We start from the raw sequence: 18,323 nt of genomic DNA, 5'->3' as shown, positions 1-18,323 counted from the left end.
GTTCGTCCTGAGCCAGGATCAAACTCTCCAACAAAAACCTATTGGAAAAGCAAACCCCAGCAACAAAATGTTGCCAAAGGAATCCCCACCAACCCGAAAGTTGGCACGGGGCATCATAAAACAATTTGGCACTGGCTTATCAAGCACCCTGTTGAGTTCTCAAAGAACAACCACACACCATCAGAACACCCACATCAGCAGGCACCCCTCCGGGGACCAACCCGCACTCACCTCGCGGCGAGCACTTTTACTACGTTACCTTACCGTCTGGCCCGTGTCAACCGGTGTGTCCCGGTACGTCACGCTTCTGGCGGTTCGGCATCCGTGATCAGGCGCAGCGGTGACCGCCTCGCTCGATCGTCGGATTTGGCAGGCCGGCCGCTGCGGTCTCCCGCTAGCTCGCCCGGTTCCCTGCCGGTCGTGAACCTTACCCGGTCGGTTCCGCTCCGCCAAATCCGCCCCTCGGCGTCTTCGTCGGGCCCCGCCCGGGCCGCGTCCATTGAGGATCACTCCGCACTGAACTCGGCACCGCCTGGTCCGGACCTCGTGGCTTTCGCCCCGTTTGCCCGTTCCGCAGCGGCAGAGAGAAAGTTACGCGTCCACAGGTTTGATCGTCAAATCCGGGGGAAGCGGTCCCCGTCACACTCCGGTGCCCGCGAACGCTTCCCCGGTCCGAAGTGGTCCGTCCGACCAGGTCCACACGCAGCGGCACAGGGGAACCGGGCCGCAGCTCGCCCCGGGGCGGGCGGGCTCGTGGGCGAACCTTGTGCCCAGCTCAGCGCCGGCCGCGCCGGGACATCCGCCAGGCGCGTACGCCCAACAGACCCACTGCCGTACCGATCGCCAGTGACGTCCCGATCAGCAGCGCGTGCACCCAGAGGAAGCCGGTCGCCGGCCAGTCACCGACCGTGCCACTCGACCAGGACCGCTCGTCGTTCCAGATGGCCACCGCGAACCTCGGCCAGATCACCCAGGTCCAGACGCCCACACCTGCGAGGAACACGGCCCAGCCACGCGACACCACCATGGTCGGCGAGTATGCCAGCGGACGACGGGGACAGTGCCCGGATCGGCCGATCGGTACGGTGGGTCGATGACCCCGCCGCTGAGCCGCACCAACGCGGAGGCGCACCTCTACATGGACCTGCGCCCCTGCTCGTGCGGGAACGTCCGGTTCCCTCGTCAGAGCGCGGTCGTCGCGTTGGCCGACGGCGAGCTGGCGAGTCGCTACACCGGCGCCTGCGCGGGGTGCGGCCGGGAACGGGAGTTCGTCTTCCGGCTGCCGCCGGGACTCGGCGCGGCGGGCACCGGGTTCCGTTACGGCGGCGACGAGCCGTCCGAGCTGCTTGACCCGGGCGAATGGCTGCTCGTCGCCGACGCGTACGCCGGACAGGTGCCGGCAACGCCTGCGGACGGCGACGCCGGGCAGCGGGCTCGCGCCGCGTTGACCCGGGCCGTCGCCGCGCTCGACGAGGTCGGCAAGTTCATCCCGGCGGGTGGCGACACGGTCCCCCCGGAGACCTTCGACAGTGACCGGGGGCGTCAGCTGCACCGGCGTGAGCCCGGCCGGTTCCGCCGGGACCGGCTGCGGGCGGTGCGCGACACGTACGCCGGGATGCTGGCGCAGCTCGGCTGAGGCGGCCCCGCCGGCCTCCGACGGCGGTGACGCGGTCAGAGGCCGCGGGCCTCGTCTAGGCAGGCGGCGTTCGTGGCGAGCAGCATGGGCAGCGCCCCGAGGAACTCCCGCAACACGTGACGGGGATCGTGCTCCCGCTCGTCGACGAAATCGACCCGTGCGCCGGCCTCGGCGAACACCTCGCACACCTCCCACAGGCTGTCGCCGACGCTGCTCCACTGCCAGACGTCGTGCACGAGGGTCGGCACCCGGATCACCGGCTCCATACCGAACAGGCCGATGCCGTAGTTCAGCGGGTCGTCCGGACTGTTGCCGAGTGACACCATCAGCGGCAACACCCGATGCGCCCGGGCGAACCCCTCCAGGTCGGGATCGTCCGGGCTCACCTCGATCAGCAGACCGTCCTCCAGGAACCCCTCGACGATCCGCTCCGGATCGGTGACCCCGACGGCGGTGGCGGACTCCACCAGCGCGCTCCTGGTCCACGGCCGGGCCGTGGCGTCGGTCGGAGGATGGGCGGCAGCCCAGACGGCGAAAGCCTGCGGGTCCTCCATCGTCACCACGAGGCGACCGATGCCCAACGAGTAGTAGGCGACCGGGGCACCCGTCTCCGGATGGAACTCGCCGGTGTAGCGGCCGACCGGCAGGATCAACGGCTGGGTCATCGGCGGCGTCCTCGTCTCGGTCACGGCTGCGGCTCCAGGTAGACCACGCTGGCCAGCAGCAACGGGTGCAGGGCACGGAAGAGCGCGGTGAGCAGCAACTCCGGCTCGGTCAACTCCGTGTCGGTGCCTCCGCTCTCGCGCTCGTCGGCGGCCAGCGACTCGCACACGTCCCAGAGGCTCTCCCCGGAGCGCCCGCTCTCCCAGAGGTTGTACACGGTGCGGGTGACCTTCACGATCGGCCGCTCGAAGAAGCCGATCGACCACAGCCAGGGCTCGTCGGCGCTGTTGCCCAACCCCACCATCCGTGACCCGAGCCGGTGCCGCTGGGCGAAGTCGACCGCCGCCGAGGTGTCCGGCGTCACCTCGGCGAGCAGACCCTCGGTGAGCAGGCTGTCGAGAAGCGGTTCGACGTCCACACCGGGAAGGTGTACGGCCGCCGCCTGCCGCACCGAGGCGAGCGACCAGGGTTGCTCCTCCTCGCGGTCGGCGGTGCTGTGCGCCAGCGCCCACAGCGCGAAGCGTTGATCGTCCAGGTCCCAGACGTCCGGGCCGAGCCGGACGCGCTGGTAGCGCTCCGAGGCACCGACCTTGGGGTGGAAGGTGCCGAAGAACTGCCCGAGCGGGAGCAGCAGGGCCTCTGGGGTCGGCGTACTCATGGCTGCCCGTCCTGGTGGTTGCGGGGGTCGGTGAAGGTGCCGGGTGGCAGCGTCTGCGCCGGCGGGAGGTGGTCGACCTCCACGGGGGTGAGTCGGCCCAGCAGATAGCCCATGGACCTGGCCACTCCGCGTAGCTTCCGCTCCCGGGCGAGGGAAGCAGGTGGACCGGGCGGGCCGACCAGGTCCAGTTCGTGAACGAAGTACACGATCGAGTCGCCCGACTGCGTCGAGACGACCAGCAGTCCGCCGGAGGCGTTCGCGATCACCAGCCAGGCCGGCGACAGCCACAGGTCGCGGTGTCGGCGCTGGGCATACACCAGATCGAAGAGCGGGTAGTCGGGGTGCACTCCGAACAGCGGACGTTCCGGCGTCAGGGCGAACGGCACTCCGGGTACGTGGTGCGGCACCTCGGGCTGCGCGCCGTTGTTCCGGCGCAGCCATTGGCGGTAGTCCGGCGGTAGGCGGAGGCCGAGAGCGGATTCGACCGACTGGAGTTGGTCCTCGTCGAGCTGGCCGTAGGGCCGCAGCCGAGCGGGTTTCCAGAGACGTCCGGTGGGTGGGTCCATCACCTCGTTCGCGTCCACCCGGCGAACCGTGACCTCCCACTGGTCCTCGCTGGCCATGTCCAGGTCGGCGAACCGCCAGGTCTCGTCGCCCACCGGGAACGTCTCACCCAGCCTCACCTCGTGATGCGTGGACTCCTCGGCCCAGTGCGGAATGACGATCATTTCGGCGCGCACCGGCGGCCCCACGTCGACCCATCGCACCGCGAGGCGGGCGTGCCCGATGTCGACCGGGACGTTGTTCGGAATGGAGGTGATCCCCGTGAAGGAGCGCAACGGCCGTTCTCCCTGTCCTGTCGTCGGCATCGTCAGCCGTTCACCATGTCGTGCAGCACGGACTCCTCAGGGAGCCTGAACCCGAGCACGTCCTGCGCGAGCTGTTCGGCGGCCTCCCGACTCACGGGCACCGATCCGCCGACGCCTGGTTGCCCACCATCGGCGCTCCAGTGGGCCGTGCGCTGCCCATGTTCGGAGGAGACGACCACGAGCAGACCATTCACCGTACCGTCGGCGCCGAGCAGGGCGAAGTAGCCGACCGTCGTCGGGTGCTCTTCGAGGAAGGTGCGACCGAGCGAATGACGGTACGAGCGTTCCGACTCTCTCTGAGCAGGCACCTTCGGCGCGGCACCAGGCGTGCCGAGCCACGCCGGGGCGGCATCGGTGACGAGCGGGCCGGCGGTTGCTTCGGCTGGCCCGGCCGCGACTGCGGGCGCGATGTCCAGATGGGCGTAGGAGGCACTCGCCAGCTTCAGGAAGTCCCGGATCGGCATCGCCGCCGGATGATCGAAGTTCCACGGATTTCGTAGCGACACGCGACCATCGGCGACCGCAACCACTTCGTACGAGTGGCCGGGCACCAGACCGAACGGGAGATCATCACGGATCTCCTCGGGGTAGTCCCGCTTGGGCAACGTGCCGGTGATGACCGGGCTGCCGGAGGCCAGCAGTTCGCCGAGTCGCGCCGCGACCGCAGCCTCCTGTCCTGGGCGGGCGTCGAACGTCGACGCACGACTGGGAGCACCCGTGAGCTGGGTCAACAGTTGCGCCTGCATGTCTGGGGTGCTTCCGACGTCCAGTCGCGCGTAACCGGTCGGCGCCGCCTGGTGCGGATCGTTCGGGCTGTGCCAGGTCAGCCATCTCGACTGCCAGAGTTGGCGCTGCTCCGCACTCCAGGTCCGGTCGACGGCCGCCAGAGCCTTCTCGAGCAGGGAGGCCCAGGCCGCCCCATTGATCGACTGGTCGGCGTAGGCCGTCGATCCGGCCGTCACGGATCGCAGAGGTACGTCGGGGGTCACCGTGATGCGCAGTCGACGACCTGTGGGCGCCATCGCCTCACCGAGCAGCGTGCTTTCGTGCAGCAGCACGTCGACGGTGCCGTCAGCATTCGTACGGAAGAGCTGCGCCAGCGCGTCCGGCCGGTGACCGGCGACGGCAGCGATGCTGGCGAGCATTCCGCAGTCACCGAGCATGCCCTGTCGTACCTGTTCACGGTGTGGTGGACCGTCGAAGACCGGTGCCGGTCGCCCAGTCCGGACGTCCATCGGTCGCCCGTAATCGACGGGACGTCGGGGATCGAGGTCGGGCAGGGTGAGCCGGTCGGCTGCCACCACCACCTCGTTGCCGGTGTCGACGGACGTGACCTCGATGTCGACCTCGGTCTCCGGCGGCATCATCAACCGCAGCGCCTCGGTCAGCGCGTTCGGCACCAGCGCCATCCGCCGCGCGTCGGTCTGGTAGTGGAACGCGTGGGTGGCGAGTACGGCCATCGCGGCAGGATTCGTGCCGTAGGCGGCCCGGAAGGCGGCGTCGACGCGGACCCGGTCCTCGGCCAGGAGGGCCTGGCGGCCTGCCGGGGTGCGCAGGTCGTACGCGGGGGCCGACGAGCCGAGTGTGAACTCCGATACGCCGTCGACGGTGTACGGGCGCAGGTCGAAGCGGCCGGTCAGGTCGACGTAGACGCCTTCGGCGGCCACCCGGTCGGCCAACCGTGGATCGATCTGGCGGATCTGGTCCAACAGGCTCGGCGGCAGATAGACGAGCTGCCCGGCCAGGGCGGGCATCCGGGGCATCGAGGACTGGCGCTGTTCCCCGTGCACGGCCAACTCGCGCAGCTTCGCGGTCAGTTCGGCAGCCTCCGGCGGCGGCCGGAAGTCCGGGGCCAGATGATCGCGGTAGTCGATCGCACGGTACCGCTCGACGAGCGTCGGGTCAGGTTGGTACGCCAGGACGTCGGTCACCGTCTCCGGTGTCATCGCCGGCAGGCTGAGCATCAGCACGTGGTGCCAGACGTCACCGGGCACGACCGACAGGCGTTCCTGTACGTCCGGCGTACCCCAGCGCAGGCCCAGGTGGTCGACCAGCGCGTCGATCTCGGCGCGCAATGCCACCCGGGTTGCCGGTTCGCCCTGCACGTACCAGGCGGCCATGACGCGCAGCTCGGCCAGCCGCCCCCGGTCGGCGGCGGTGAGGCCGGCTGGGTCGATCGGTCCGTCGACGGCGTCCTGGTCGAAGAGGCCGACCTGGGCGTCACCGGTCTCGTGCCGGGCCAACAGTTCAGCGGTCTCGTGCGCCAGCGCACGGTCGACCGCGCTGTCGGCGGCCCGGTCGGAGACGGTCAGGGTGAAGGTGCCGTCCAGGTTGCGGATGGTCTGCGCCACCGTGCCGGTGGCCAGTTCGCCGGTGGTGACCCGGACCCGCAGGGGATCCAGGCCGTCGGCCCGCACCTCGAAGACGTCCGGGCCGACGGCGACGACCTGGGTCGCGCCGATCGATTCGGCGAGGGTGGGCAGCACCAGCCGGGCCCGGTCCAGGACCGCCGCGGGGTCGGCGACCGGGCGGCCGTGGCCGTGGAACCCGGAGTCCGGCAGCGCCGTGACCGTGCTGCGGGCCAGTTCGACGTGCGCGTACGTGGAGGTCGTCAGGTCGAGGAAGTCGCGGATCGGCATCGGCTCGGGGTGGCTGTCGTTCCACGGGTTGCGCAGCCGCACCTTGCCGTCGGTCACCGACACGACCTCGTACGCGTGCCCGGCGTACAGCCCGTGGGGCGGCTTGCCGTGCTCGTACGACTCGTAGCTCTTGGCCGGACGAGTACCGGTGATCACCGGGCTGCCGGCGGCGAGCAGCTCGGCCAGTCGGGCCTGGGCGTCGGACTCCCGTCCGGGTGTCGGGTCGAATTGGTTCACCCTGGTCGGCAGGCCGGTGAGCTGGCTGAGTAGTTCCGCCTGCATGTGGTGGGTGCTGCCGTTGTCCAGCCGGGCGTAGCCGAGTGGGGCGGCCTGGGCGGCGCCCACGTCGGGTCGGGCACTCCACCCGCGCTGCCACTGGTCGTGGCGTTGCGGGGTCCAGGTGCGGTCGACCGCCGCGATCGCCTTCTCCAGCAGAGAGGCCCAGGACGTGCCGACCGTCGACTGGTCGGCGTAGGCACTGCGTCCGTTCGAGGAGGCGAGCACGGGTACATCCGGGAACACGGTGACCCGTAGCCTGCGTCCGGTGGGGGTACTCGTGCTGCCCGACCCGTCGGTCTCGTGCAGCAGCACGTCCACCGAGCCGTCCGGGTTCGGCTGGAACATCTGCGCGACGGTGTCCGGCAGGTGACCGGCGACCGAGCCGATCACGGCGATCATGCCGCAGTCACCCAGCCCACCCTGCTGCACGTCCTCCCGTTTCGGCGGACCGTCGAACAGTGGCGCCGGTTGGCCGGTGCGAGCATCGCGCGGCGAGCCGTAGACCGGTCCGCCGCCGGCTGTGTCGGAGGGGAGCGTGACCCGGTCCGCGGTGACCGAAACGTCCCCGGACGGCTCCTGGGTCGGGACGGTCTCGGCGGCGACGACGCGGTCCCGTGGCACGGGGGTGATGGCGCGCAGCGCCTCGGTCAGGACGTCGGGCACCAGCCCCATCCAGCGGGCCGTGCCGTGGTAGTGGAACTCGTGGTCGGCGAGCAGGACGGCGGCCTGGTCGCCGTGCAGCGCCCGTAGGGCGGCATGGGCACGTTGCCGGTCCTCGTGCAGTTGGGCCCGCCGGCCGGACTCGGTGGTCAGGTCGAACGCCGGCCGGGCCGCGCCGAGGTCGATCTCCGGAACGCCGTTCACCATGTACGGGCGCAGGTCGTAACGGCCCGCCACGTCGACGTAGACGCCGTCACGGGCGACTCGGTCGGCGAGGCCGGGATCGACCGCCCGGATCCGTCCGATCTGTCCGGGGCGCAGGCCGACGATCTGTCCCGCGAAGGACGGCATTCGGGGCAGCCCGGCCTGTGCCCACTCGACCTCGACGGCGAGTTCCCGCAGCCGCGCCGTCAGATCCGCCTGCTGCGGCACCTGGAAGTCCGGTGCCAGTTGAGCCCGGTAGTCGAACATGCGAACCCGCTCGACCTCGGTCAGGGTCGGTGCGCCCGCCAGCACCGCCGACACCGCGTCCGGAGTGAGGGCGGGCAGGCTGAGCTGCACCAGGTGGGCCAGCACGTCGCCGGGGAGCAGCGCCCACCGGTCCCGGACGTCCGGATCGCCCACCCGTAGGCCGAGGTGGGCGGCGAGGGCGTCGAGTTCGGTACGGAGCGCGAGCCGCCCGGCCGGGTCGGCGTCGGCGTACGCGGCGGCGAGCAGGCGGATCTCGGCCATCCGGCCGAGGTCGTGGGCGCTGAGCCCGGCCGGGTCGATCCGGCCGTCCACGTTGCCCGGGTCCAGCGGCCCGACGAGTGCCTGCCCGGACTCGTGCAGGGCCACCAGCTCGGCCACCTCGTGCGCGAGTGCCCGCGCCACGACCTGGTCGACGGCCCGGTCGGACACGGTGACGGTGAAGGTCCCGTCGGGCTCGCGGGTCGACTGGGCCACCACGCCGTCGGTCATCGGGCCGGTGGTGAGGCGCACCGTCAGCGGGTACTGCCCGGCCGCGCGGATCTCGAACAGGTCCGGACCGACCTGCACCACGGCGTCCACCTGGGCGTACGGCGCGATCTGCGGCAGGGCGGCCCGCGCCAGGTCGAGTACGGCCGCCGGGTCGGCGGTCGGACGGCCCAGTCCGTGGAACCCGGAGTTCGGTACGGGAGCTGCGGTGATCCGGCCCGAGTCCGGGTCGGTCCCCCCGTCCGGCCGACCGGCGGTCGGGTCCGGCGAGGTCGGGTCCGGAGCGGTCGGGTCAGGGGCGGCAGGGTCAGGGGCGGCAGGATCCGGCGAGGCCGGGTCGGCGGCCGGGTCGGCGGAGCGCTGGAAGGCACCGAAGAGACGCCCAAGCACGCCGTTGCGCTGCTGTGCCCCGGCCAGGCGCTCGGTGAGCCGGTCGGCCGCCGACTCGGCCGCGTCGAGCCGGGCCTCCAGGTCGGCGGTCGCCTGTTCGAGCTCCCGGACCGGTTCCTGCAACTGGTCGACGACCTGGTCCACCCGGTCGGCCGCCGACCGGGCGTCACTACGGGCGTCGAACCGGGTCCGTACGTCGTCGGCGGCGAGGCCGGCCCGTTTCGCGTACCACTTGGCGGCGCCGATCACCGGAACGGCGGCGAGCGCGGCGACCGGGATGATCGGGGCGAGCGGACTCGACAGGGCGATCGCGATCGCGGTACCCCCTGCGGCGGCCAGACCGGTCGTGGCGATGCTGGCACGCAGGTACGCCTTCAGGCTCGGCACGCCCGGCGGACGGTCGACGCCTCTCTGTTCGGCGCGCAGCGTCCGGAGCCGGACCGACCGGCTGGCCCGGTCGCCGCCGTAGTCGACGACCACCTGGCGCGCCTCGGGTGGCAACTGGGCCAGCCGCTCCGCCCGGCCGAACATGCCCTCGCGCAGACCGAGTCGGTCGATGACCGCGTACAGCTCGCGCAGGGCGGGCTTGAGGGACATCGGGTCGGCGTTGCGTACGTGGCTCCGGGCGACCTGGAGTTCCCACGAGTCGGCTCGGCTGAGGACGTCGCGGCCCTCGGTCGTGGCGGTGTCGCCGTCCTGGGAGGGCGGCGGGGTCGGTGTCGGCGGTCCGGTCTCCGAGCGTTGCGCCGCCAGTCGGTCGACCGCCGCGGTGACCCGGTCGAGGTTCGCCACCGCCACCCGGAGCCGACGGGCCGCGTCGGCGACGACGACCTCGGTCGGTGCGGCGAGCCGGTCCACCCGTGCCGACGAGTCCGCCGCCGGGTTCGGATGGTCCAGGTCCCACTTGCGGCGGGCGTCCTTGACGCTGGTCTCCATCCGCTTCAGCGCCAGGTCGCGGACCGGCCCGAGGACGCCACCGGCAGCCATATTCAGCGGTCCCGCCCCGGCCGCGACCTGGACGACACCTGCCAGACCGACGGTGGTGGCGGCCTGTACCAGCGGCCCGGGGCTCTGTTCCACCGCGTACACACCGGCGTTCGGCACATTGCTCGGCCGGGCGTCGCTGTCCGTGGCGTCGGCCGGTCGGCCGACGAAGATCCGTGCCATCCGGTCGGCCAGCAGTCGACGGCCGTGGCGCTCCGCGACCTGCCGCAGCTCGGCCGGCAGGTGCTCGCGTCGCTGCTCCGCCCCGGGAGTGCCGTCGCGCAGGCCGAGCTGGTCCAGCAACGCCCGCAGGTGACGGGCGTGTCGGATCCGGGCCGGACCGCTGGCCGCGTCGTGCTGGGCCGCCAACTCGGCGAGCTGCGTGAGCGCCGCCGCGTCGCCGGGATCGCGGGTACCGGTCGACGGATCAGCGGTGGTCGTGACAGTCCCCGCCGGATCGCCGGGTCGGGCCGACGACGTGGCGTCGGGGGCGGTGAGCCCCGCCCAGGCCGGGTCGCCGAAGAGCAGTCGCCGGAACGAGTCGGCGGCCCCGTTGCGGCGGTGCGACTCGGCCAGCCGCCGGTCGAGGTCGGCCACCCGCTGTTCCAGGTCGGCGGCGCGGCGGGAGACGTCCGCGACCCGTTCGGTCACCAGGTCCACCGGACCGGCCACGGCCTCGGTGAGCTGGGTGAGCTGGGCGTCCGCCGGCATCGCCGGGTGGTCCGTGTCCCAGGCGTCGCGGGCGTCCTTGGCCGCCGCCTCACGACGGGCCATGATCGGGTCGACCACGGCCCCGCTGGCCATCGCGGTCAGACCGGCGGTGATCGCGAACCAACCGAGCCTCAGTTGGCCGATCAGGTCACCGACGACGGCGATGCTGCCTGCGGCGAGCACGCTCGGCGTGTTCTCCACGGTGCCCATCCACCAGGGCGCCACCTTGCCGGGCCGGTCCCCTTCGGCCGGTCGCCCGTCCGCGACCGCCGCCAGCCGGTGCCGCACCATCGCCGTACGCGTACCACCGAAGCGGTCCGCCATCGACCGGAGGTCTTCCGGCAACAGTTCCCGACGCTGCGCGACGCCGGGCGTGTCCTGCCGCAGACCAAGTGCGTCGAGCAGGCCCCGGATCTCGCGGGTCACCCGGGGACGGGCGAACGTCGATGCGGCGTCGCGTTGCGCGGCGAGGGCCCGCAACTCGGCGAGCCGCCCCTGTTCGTGCGGGGTGAGGCCGACCGGGTCGGGGGAGGCCGTCGTCGCGGCCGGATCGCCGGGCCGGTTGGTGGTCGGTGCGGGGGCGGTGCCCGCCGACGGGCCGGGATCCGGCGGGGCGAAACGTCGCGGCCGGCCGATCAGTCGACGGCGGCGCTCCCCGGCATCGAGCCGCTGCCCGAGCGCCTCGACGTGGCTCTCCAGGCTGGCAGTCGCCGAATCGGCCGCCCGGGTCGAGGCACCCACGTCGTCGGCCCGGCCGGCGACCTCGCGGCCCGTGGTGAGATCGGAGTCGGCGGCGGAGCGAGCGTCCTGACGTGCGTCGTGCCGGGCCCGACGGTCCTCGGCGGCCAGACCGACCCGCTTCGCCAGCCATTTCGCCGGGCCGGTGGCGACCGCGCCGATCGCCCCTCCGACGCCGAGCATCAGTGCCAGCTCCGGTCGACCGGCGTCCACGGTCAGCTTCACCGCCAACGCGGCGAGCAGCGAGTTGGTGGCGAAGTGGGTGATCACATACGTACGCAGCCGGGGCAGACCGGTCGGACGGGGGTCGCTGGTCGGCGCGGCGGGCAGACGGTCCAGCGCTTTGCCCCTGCGGTCGGTGTACCAGTCCGGGTACACCTCGGTCAGGGCGGTGCGCGTCGCATCCGGCACTCCGGCGAGGCGCTGCTCCGCGCCGAGCATGCCGTCCCGCAGGCCCAGGCGGTCGACCACTGCGGCCAGTTCGCGTCGGGCCGCGCCCAACGACCAGCGGTCGGCGACGGCGACCTGGTGCGCGGCGGTCCGCAGCTCGGCAAGGTCGGCGGGCGAGAGCGGGGCGACCGTCGGTGCTCCCGGGTCCATCGGTCGCCCGAGGGCCGACAGCTCGGCCACCTCGTGCGCCAGCGCCCGCTCGACCACCCGGTCAGCGGCCTGGTCCGAGAGCGTCACCACGGCGACGCCGTCGCTACCGAACCGGCCGGTCGCCACCGCGCCGTCCGCCACCGGCCCACTTGTCAGGCGGAGCGTGAACGTGCTGCCGTCGGCCCGGGTGACCTGGTACGTACCGTCCGGGCGGATCGACACCTCGGTGACCCCGGCGTGGGTCGCCACCTGGCCGGCGACCGTACGGGCCCGGTCCAGCACCGCGTCCGGGTCCGGGTCCGCCCGGCCCTGACCGTGGAAGTCTGTACCGGGCAGCGCGCTGGCGGTGATCACCGTGCCGGCGCGGTCACCGTTCGCCCGGGCGTCGCCGACCTCGGTCCGGTCGGCCGGTCCGGTCAGGCTGTCGGTTCCGCCTCGGGCCACACCTGCCGGCCCCTGGTCCGTCCCTCGCGTCGCGCCTGGGCGTACTCCTGCATGACCCGCCGGGGCGGCAGGCTGGGGTGAACGGTGATCACTCCCGAGCGGTCGATGATGTAGCTCCCCTGGCCCACGTGCGTCCCCGAGGCCCGTTCCTGCTCCGAGAGTCTCTCCCGGGCCAGCCAGCCGAACTCGAACTCCCGGAGCACGATCGGATTCCGGGTCGCCAGCAGACGGCTGATCAGTGTCAGCGCCTCGTCCTCGGTCAACTCGCCCCTCTCCGTCAGGCATCATCATCGCCCAGAGGGCATGGGTTTCCCGGATGTCCGCAGCCGGCATGTCCGTCGACGTCGTCCCGCTCTGCGGATCCCACCACACCGGCGCGTCGGCGCCGATCGGGAAGACGATCACGAACGCGTGGGCACCGTCGATGTCCAACTGACCGCTGGCGTCCAGGACGGGCTGCCCGGCAGCGTCGACGTACACCCAGTCGGCCACCACCAGCGCCGATGCGCCGGGCCCGGCCTCCGCCACCTGCTGGTAGAGGTCGGCGTACTGGTCGGCGACCGCCTCGGTCCGGGCCGACAGGTCGGTGGGCAGGATGTCCGGCCCGCCGATCCACTCCCCGCCGATCCACGCCTCGGCGCGCTGGAGGCCGCCCCGCTCACCGGAGACCAGGTCGATAGCGCCGTCGTCGGCGCGGTCCGCCCAGCGGGGCACCGACACCTGCGGGTCGCCGTGGAAGCTGGCCAGGGCCGCCAGCGACGCGTCGAGACAGTTGTTGGCCCGGCCCGGCTGCTCCGGCCCGCCATCGTTGACCAACTGACCGTACGGGTGCGTGGACGGGTCGGCGAAGACCGCGTACCCCTCCGGTGTGGCCAGGCTCGCGGCCAGATCGTCCTGGAAGCGCGGATCCTCGAGTGGTGCCAACTCGCCCGGCCCGTACCGCCGGCTCTCCGGCAGCGACGGCGCGGGACCGACGTCGGTCAGGCCGTCGGGTCCTCCGTCGGCCAGACCTGGCGGCCGGTGATCCGGCCCTCCCGGCGGGCCGTCGTGTACCGCTTCATGACCAACGGTGGCGGCAGGCTGGGATGCGCGGTCACCACTCCCGTCCGGTCGATGATGAAGACCCCCTGGCCCATCTGTCGTCCCTGGGCCCGCTGCTGCGGGGAGAGCGTCTCCTGGGCTGCCCAGCCGAACTCGAACGGGAAGACCGCCACCGGGTTGTCCGTCCCGAGCAGCCGAGTCATCAGCTGCTGGGCTTCCTCCCTGCTCATCGGCATAACCGGGGTGCACCTCCATCGACCACAGGTTGTGCGTCAGTCCAACATAGTCGCCGGGGTGCGGGTCGGTGGTGGTGCTGGCGTACAGCGGGTCCCACCACACCGGCCCGTCCGCGCCGTCCGGGTACACCAGCAGGAAAGCATGCTGGGCCGCCGCCTGGGTGTGACCGGCGGCGTCGAGCAGCGGAGCCGCGTTCCCGTCGAACTGCACCCAGTCCACCACGACCACCGCCGCCGCGCCCGGCCCCGCGTCGCGGACGCTCTGGTACAGCTCCGCGTACCGGTCGGCCATCGCCTCGGCCCGCTCGGCGGGCGTACCCGGCATCGCGTCGTTGGCACCGTCACCGACCCAGTCGCCACCGATCCAGTTCGCGATCCGGTCGACGCCGGCCAGCTCGCCCAACTCGGCCTCGATGGAACCGTCGTCGAGCCGATCCGGCCAGCGCGGGTGGGACACCTGCGGATCACCGTAGAAGCTGGCCAGCGCGGCGAGCGTGGAGTCGACGCAGTTGTTGCTCCGCCCTGGCTGGTCCGGCCCACCATCGTTGATCAACCGCCCGTACGGGTGCGTGGACGGGTCGGCGAAGACCGCGTACCCCTCGGGGGTCCACAGGCTGTCCGCGACGTCGTCCTGATAGCGCGGATCCTCCAGCGGCGCCAACTGCTCCGGCCCGTACTGCCGGGTGTCCGGCATCGGCCAGCCCTGCATGTCAGGCCAGATCGCGGCGTTCGGATCGGTGAACCTCGGGTCGACCACCGACGCCGGATCGATGCTCTGCTCGATCCTCGGCCCGTCGTCCGACGCGGTCGAATCCGGCGGCAGGACCGCGCTCGTGGTGCCGTCGGTCTGCGTCGGCAGGACCGGGTCGCCCTCGGCGTCGAGGACGATGACCCAGACGTCGCCCACCCTGTCGGCGTACAGAGGCTCACCGTCAGACAAGGTCGCGTTTTGGCCATCGAGCCAGATGATCGTGCCCTCGTGGTTGACGGCGTTCCATGTGTGCCCACGCTCGTCGGAATCCGAAAGGTTGGCCGCGACCAGGGCCGCCGAGCCGGGTCCCGCCTCAAGAAGCCGCGCCGCAACGGCCTCCAGAGCCGTATTGCCGCTTCCCTGATGGGAGAAGCGTGCCTGCAATGCCTGTTCCTGACGAGCAGTACTGCCAAGCTCTGCCTCTGCCGAAGGTTCCGTCAGCGCTGCCACTTCTGGACGGCCGTACCAGGTTGAAAGGACAGAAAGGCCGACGTCCGCGCAATTCGTACTCCGACCTGGCACGGTGGGACCACCGTCGTTCAGTAGTCCAGCCCAAACTCCAAGACGGGGATCCGGGTAGGGCGTCGGGCGTCCGGTTACCGGTTCTCGGGGCACGGCATCGGCTAGAGCATCCTGGTCGGCCTGCTGCGGCGCTACCAGACCCTCCGGTCGCCCATACGGTCGAGTCTCGCTCAGCGGTCGTCCGTTACCCACCAATCCGGGCACCGGTGGTTGATATGTATCGACGCTCCGTTCTGAGTCTGTTAATGGCTCTACATTGAACTGCGGCAGAAAGTGTGCGCACGACCGGCAAGGCGGCCGATAGTGCCCAAGCTCATAGGGAACACCATCTACCCATGCGGACTTAACCTGGTGAGTGACGATCTTGGCGCCGTCCAGTGCTGTCAGCGCGTATTGCTCAAAGGCGCCGGGTTTTCCCGCGTCGTGCCACTGCTGCTCGATCTGGTAAAGCTGATCGGAAACCAGAGCTACCTCGGCACATTTCCCATGGCCTCCTCCCTTTCCTTTACCGAGTTGCGCTGCAATACGATCAAGCGCAGCCTGGGCAAGGGGGTGCACTGCAGGCTGCGTTGGAGGACTGGTGCTCCTGTCTGCAGTCATGCTGGTGTGGGTCGTAATGACACCACCGGGCATGAGTAGCGCTCCAGCCATACCCGGCTGTTTGCTCTTGGAAACAACCGCGCTTTTGATCGCTCTTCGGACGGTCTCGGCCAGCGTCCGCGAAGCCTCTACGAGGCTGCGTTGAGCATCTGGACCTGCAGGGTCACCATCCACCGATGTCGGATCGAGCTGCCAGCTGTGCGTACCCCGGCCGGTCGGTGAGTCCGACCGCCTGAGGGTGTCCGGGTTCACCTGCCCGGTGTCCATACCCGGTCCCACCGGCCCGACCGGCCCGCTGTGGACGGTGCTGCCCGTACTGCCCGGAACAGGAACGACGACCGGCCCGTCGGTCTGCGAGACCTGGTCGGTCCGCCCCAGCGCAGGATCGCCGGCGGTGTCGGGAGCGGTCGGCCCGCTGGTGTCGACGGTGGTGGCTGCCGGATCGCTGCCGGCCGTCTGGGCCGGCACCGTGGGTGCGGTCGGCACACCCGCGTCCGTCCGGCCCGGAGCGGGTCGGTTGTCCGGGCGGCTCGTGGTGTCCTGCTGGGCCGGCACGCCCTGGGCCGGAGTGGCCTGCTGGTTGGGTGCGCTCTGCTGGGGGCCGGTGCCGGGCTGGTTGGGGCTGGTGGAGGTCGGGCCGGTGGACGGGGACAGCGAGACCGATCCCGCCGAGTTCGCCGCCGCCGGATTGACGGTCGGCCCGACCGGAGGCGTACGGTTCGCCGCCGGCTGCGCGGTGGGGTTGGTGGTGCTGGGCGCAGTGGTGGTGGCCGCATTGTTCGTGCCGGTCGTCGGCGGGCCGGCGGTGGTGGTCGGCGGTGCGGTGTTGGCCGGCGATGCGGCGTTGGGGCCCGCCACCACCTGAGGACCGGTGGACACCGTAGATCCGGCCGGGGGAGCCGAGTTCGCGGCGGACGGGACCGTCGGAGCGACATTGCCCGGCGTCTGAGCAGCCGGCGGCGCGGTGACCGAGTTGCCGAAAAGCACGGCTGGTGGCGTGTCCGCGACGGTGGGATCGACGCGAACATCGACAGACCTGGTGTCGGCGAAGCCGTCCGTGGTGGGTGTCTCGGTCACGCTGCGGGCGGGTCCGGCCGTGCCGTCTCCGGGTGTGGTGGTACCCGCTTCCGGCCCCGGAGCCGTCACCGGTCCACCGCTGGCCTTATCGGTGGAGCCGCTGCCGAGCCGGTCGGCACCGACCGAATCGGGGGTCGGGGCGACCTGCCCGTCCGGGACACGCTGCGTCGTGGTGTCGCTGGTGGGTGGGTTCGTAGCGGCGGTGTCGCCGGCAGGCGCCGTGGCCGGGCCCTCGGCGACGACACCGACCGGAGTTCCGGTCACGCTGTCCGTCGTGGTCGGAGTACCCGTCGTAGCCCCGTCGGCCGACGGGACCGCCGAGGTGTCGGCCGGCGAGGTGACCGCCGCGTCGGCGCTAGGCGGCGCGAGGCTGATAGAGCCTGAGCCACTGTCCGGCACGGTGTCTACGGGAGTGGTGTCGATGTTCCCGTCGCCGGGGACGTTCAACGCACCGTCGGCGCCACCGGTGACCGTCGCGCCGGAATCGGCACTGGTGCTGCCGGTCGCGCCGGACGCCGTACCACTGGTGTCGGTGTTCGTCGCGCCGGTGCTGCTTCCCGACGTCGCGTTGGTGGCGGCACCTCCGTTGGTGCCACCCGTGGCACCGCTACCCGTGGAGCCGGCTCCGGCCGAGCCGGTGCCCGCGCCGCCGTTGACGCCGCCGACGTTGCCGAGACCGTTGGCGCCGCCGACGTTCAGCGCCGGGTCGATCCCGCCCGCCGGGAGACCGGCGCCCGGGTTGAATTCCGCACCCGTCCGGCCGAGGCCCCAGTTGGTGACGTTCGCACCCACGTTGCCCATGCTGCTGCCGATCATGGTCAACCCGGTGCGGCCGGCGCCGCTGGTGAACCCGCCGAGGAACGCTTCCGCGCCCGGCATCGCCCACTGCCCGTTGACCGTGCCGTTGGCGAGCACGCTGGCCGCAGGGGACACGACCGCATTCTGCATGCCGGAGGCGAGACTCCTGCTGCCCCAGCGGACCACCCCACTGCCCGGGAAGGTGAGACCGGAGGGACTGAACGAGAAGGGCATCCGGGGTGCCAGCCGCCGGCCGGCGAAGCTCATACCGGTGCCGAGCACACCGCCGAACGCGCCGCCCACCCCGGCGGTCAGCGTGCGGTTGCCGTCCCACTGCCGCCGCTCGCCGGTGTGCATCTGGTACGCCTGGGCGCCCACGTCGATGATCAGCTCTTCGCCGATCTCCTCGACCAGTTCCAGGCCGAGCCGGGTCATCCCCTGACGGAATCCCTGACTGCTGACGATCTGCCCAAGCCGGGTGCCGGCGGCGCGCAGGGCTGTCTGCATGCCGGCGCGGGTGAGCAGTTGCCGGCCCATCTGGGCGATCAACCGGCGGAAGGCGACCGTCACGGCCTGCCGTCCGGCCGCCAGGATGCCCGGAATCGCGCCGGCCGACACACCACCCAGCCAGGCCATCAGCAGCGCGACGAAGACCGCGATGACGGTGATGAAGACCGCGATGAGTACGGTCAGCTTGGCGTACTCGATCTCCAGGGCGGCCTGGTCGCAGCCGGCGGCGTATGCTGCGGCGACCTCCTGCATCAGCGGCAGGCCGGTGTTCGGGTCGACGGCGATCTGGTTCCACAGCCCGCCGAACGCCTCGCCGGCACCGCCGCCCCAGGCCTGCAGGATCTTCATGACCGCCGGGTCGGCCTCGCCCAACGCCTCGGTGATCGCGTCCGCCATCACCTGCCAGGCGTCGGCGAGCTCCCGCATCTTGTCTTCGTCGCCGCTGGGCCACGCCTCGCCCGCGCTCACCCAGCAGATGGCATCCCAGACCCACGCGTACTCGCCCAGCGAGTTCCTGGGATTGGGTACCGCCACCCCGCGTGCCCTTCCGTCCGATGTCG

The 18,323-nt window shown here is 71.6% G+C and carries 6 protein-coding genes; 1 reads left to right on the top strand and 5 read right to left on the bottom strand.

The features are described from left to right. Nucleotides 1–775 precede the first annotated feature (775 nt). Nucleotides 776–1,027 carry an SCO4848 family membrane protein gene (locus ACIBO1_RS21345; protein WP_396749127.1) on the bottom strand — a complete coding sequence of 84 codons (252 nt, stop codon included), beginning with the start codon at nucleotides 1,025–1,027 and terminating at the stop codon, nucleotides 776–778. Nucleotides 1,028–1,093: 66 nt separating this feature from the next. Between ACIBO1_RS21345 and ACIBO1_RS21340 the strand changes: the two genes are divergently transcribed. Next, entirely contained in the window at nucleotides 1,094–1,636 is a 543-nt protein-coding gene (locus ACIBO1_RS21340) for a hypothetical protein (protein ID WP_396749125.1), read from the top strand. A 35-nt stretch (nucleotides 1,637–1,671) separates the two neighbouring features. Here the strand turns inward: ACIBO1_RS21340 and ACIBO1_RS21335 are convergent, their stop codons facing one another. The 4 genes from ACIBO1_RS21335 to ACIBO1_RS21320 are packed head-to-tail and all read right to left on the bottom strand — an operon-like array spanning nucleotide 1,672 to nucleotide 18,297. Beyond that, entirely contained in the window at nucleotides 1,672–2,301 is a 630-nt protein-coding gene (locus ACIBO1_RS21335; protein WP_396749123.1) for a hypothetical protein, read from the bottom strand. 20 nt (nucleotides 2,302–2,321) lie between these two features. Further along, nucleotides 2,322–2,957, bottom strand: a complete 636-nt coding sequence (locus ACIBO1_RS21330; protein WP_350699149.1) for a hypothetical protein — start codon at nucleotides 2,955–2,957, stop codon at nucleotides 2,322–2,324. After that, complete coding sequence (locus ACIBO1_RS21325; RefSeq protein WP_396749120.1) at nucleotides 2,954–3,796, bottom strand: DUF6406 domain-containing protein; 843 nt, start codon at nucleotides 3,794–3,796, stop codon at nucleotides 2,954–2,956. The genes ACIBO1_RS21330 and ACIBO1_RS21325 overlap by 4 nt, the downstream gene beginning before the upstream one ends. Nucleotides 3,797–3,828: 32 nt before the next feature. Then, entirely contained in the window at nucleotides 3,829–18,297 is a 14,469-nt protein-coding gene (locus tag ACIBO1_RS21320; protein ID WP_396749118.1) for a toxin glutamine deamidase domain-containing protein, read from the bottom strand. Between the last annotated feature and the right edge of the window lie 26 nt (nucleotides 18,298–18,323).

It is taken from the genome of Micromonospora sp. NPDC049903 (assembly GCF_044460945.1).
Lineage (GTDB): Bacteria > Actinomycetota > Actinomycetes > Mycobacteriales > Micromonosporaceae > Micromonospora.
Note: the sequence above shows the minus strand (reverse complement) of the source record. Positions and strands in the feature narration are given on the sequence as shown.

Excerpts from the sequence above, each read along its gene's own strand:
- ACIBO1_RS21345 (WP_396749127.1), bottom strand. The coding sequence starts at position 1,027 with ATGGTGGTGTCGCGTGGCTGGGCCGTGTTCCTCGCAGGTGTGGGCGTC.
- ACIBO1_RS21340 (WP_396749125.1), top strand. The coding sequence starts at position 1,094 with ATGACCCCGCCGCTGAGCCGCACCAACGCGGAGGCGCACCTCTACATG.
- ACIBO1_RS21335 (WP_396749123.1), bottom strand. The coding sequence starts at position 2,301 with ATGACCCAGCCGTTGATCCTGCCGGTCGGCCGCTACACCGGCGAGTTC.
- ACIBO1_RS21330 (WP_350699149.1), bottom strand. The coding sequence starts at position 2,957 with ATGAGTACGCCGACCCCAGAGGCCCTGCTGCTCCCGCTCGGGCAGTTC.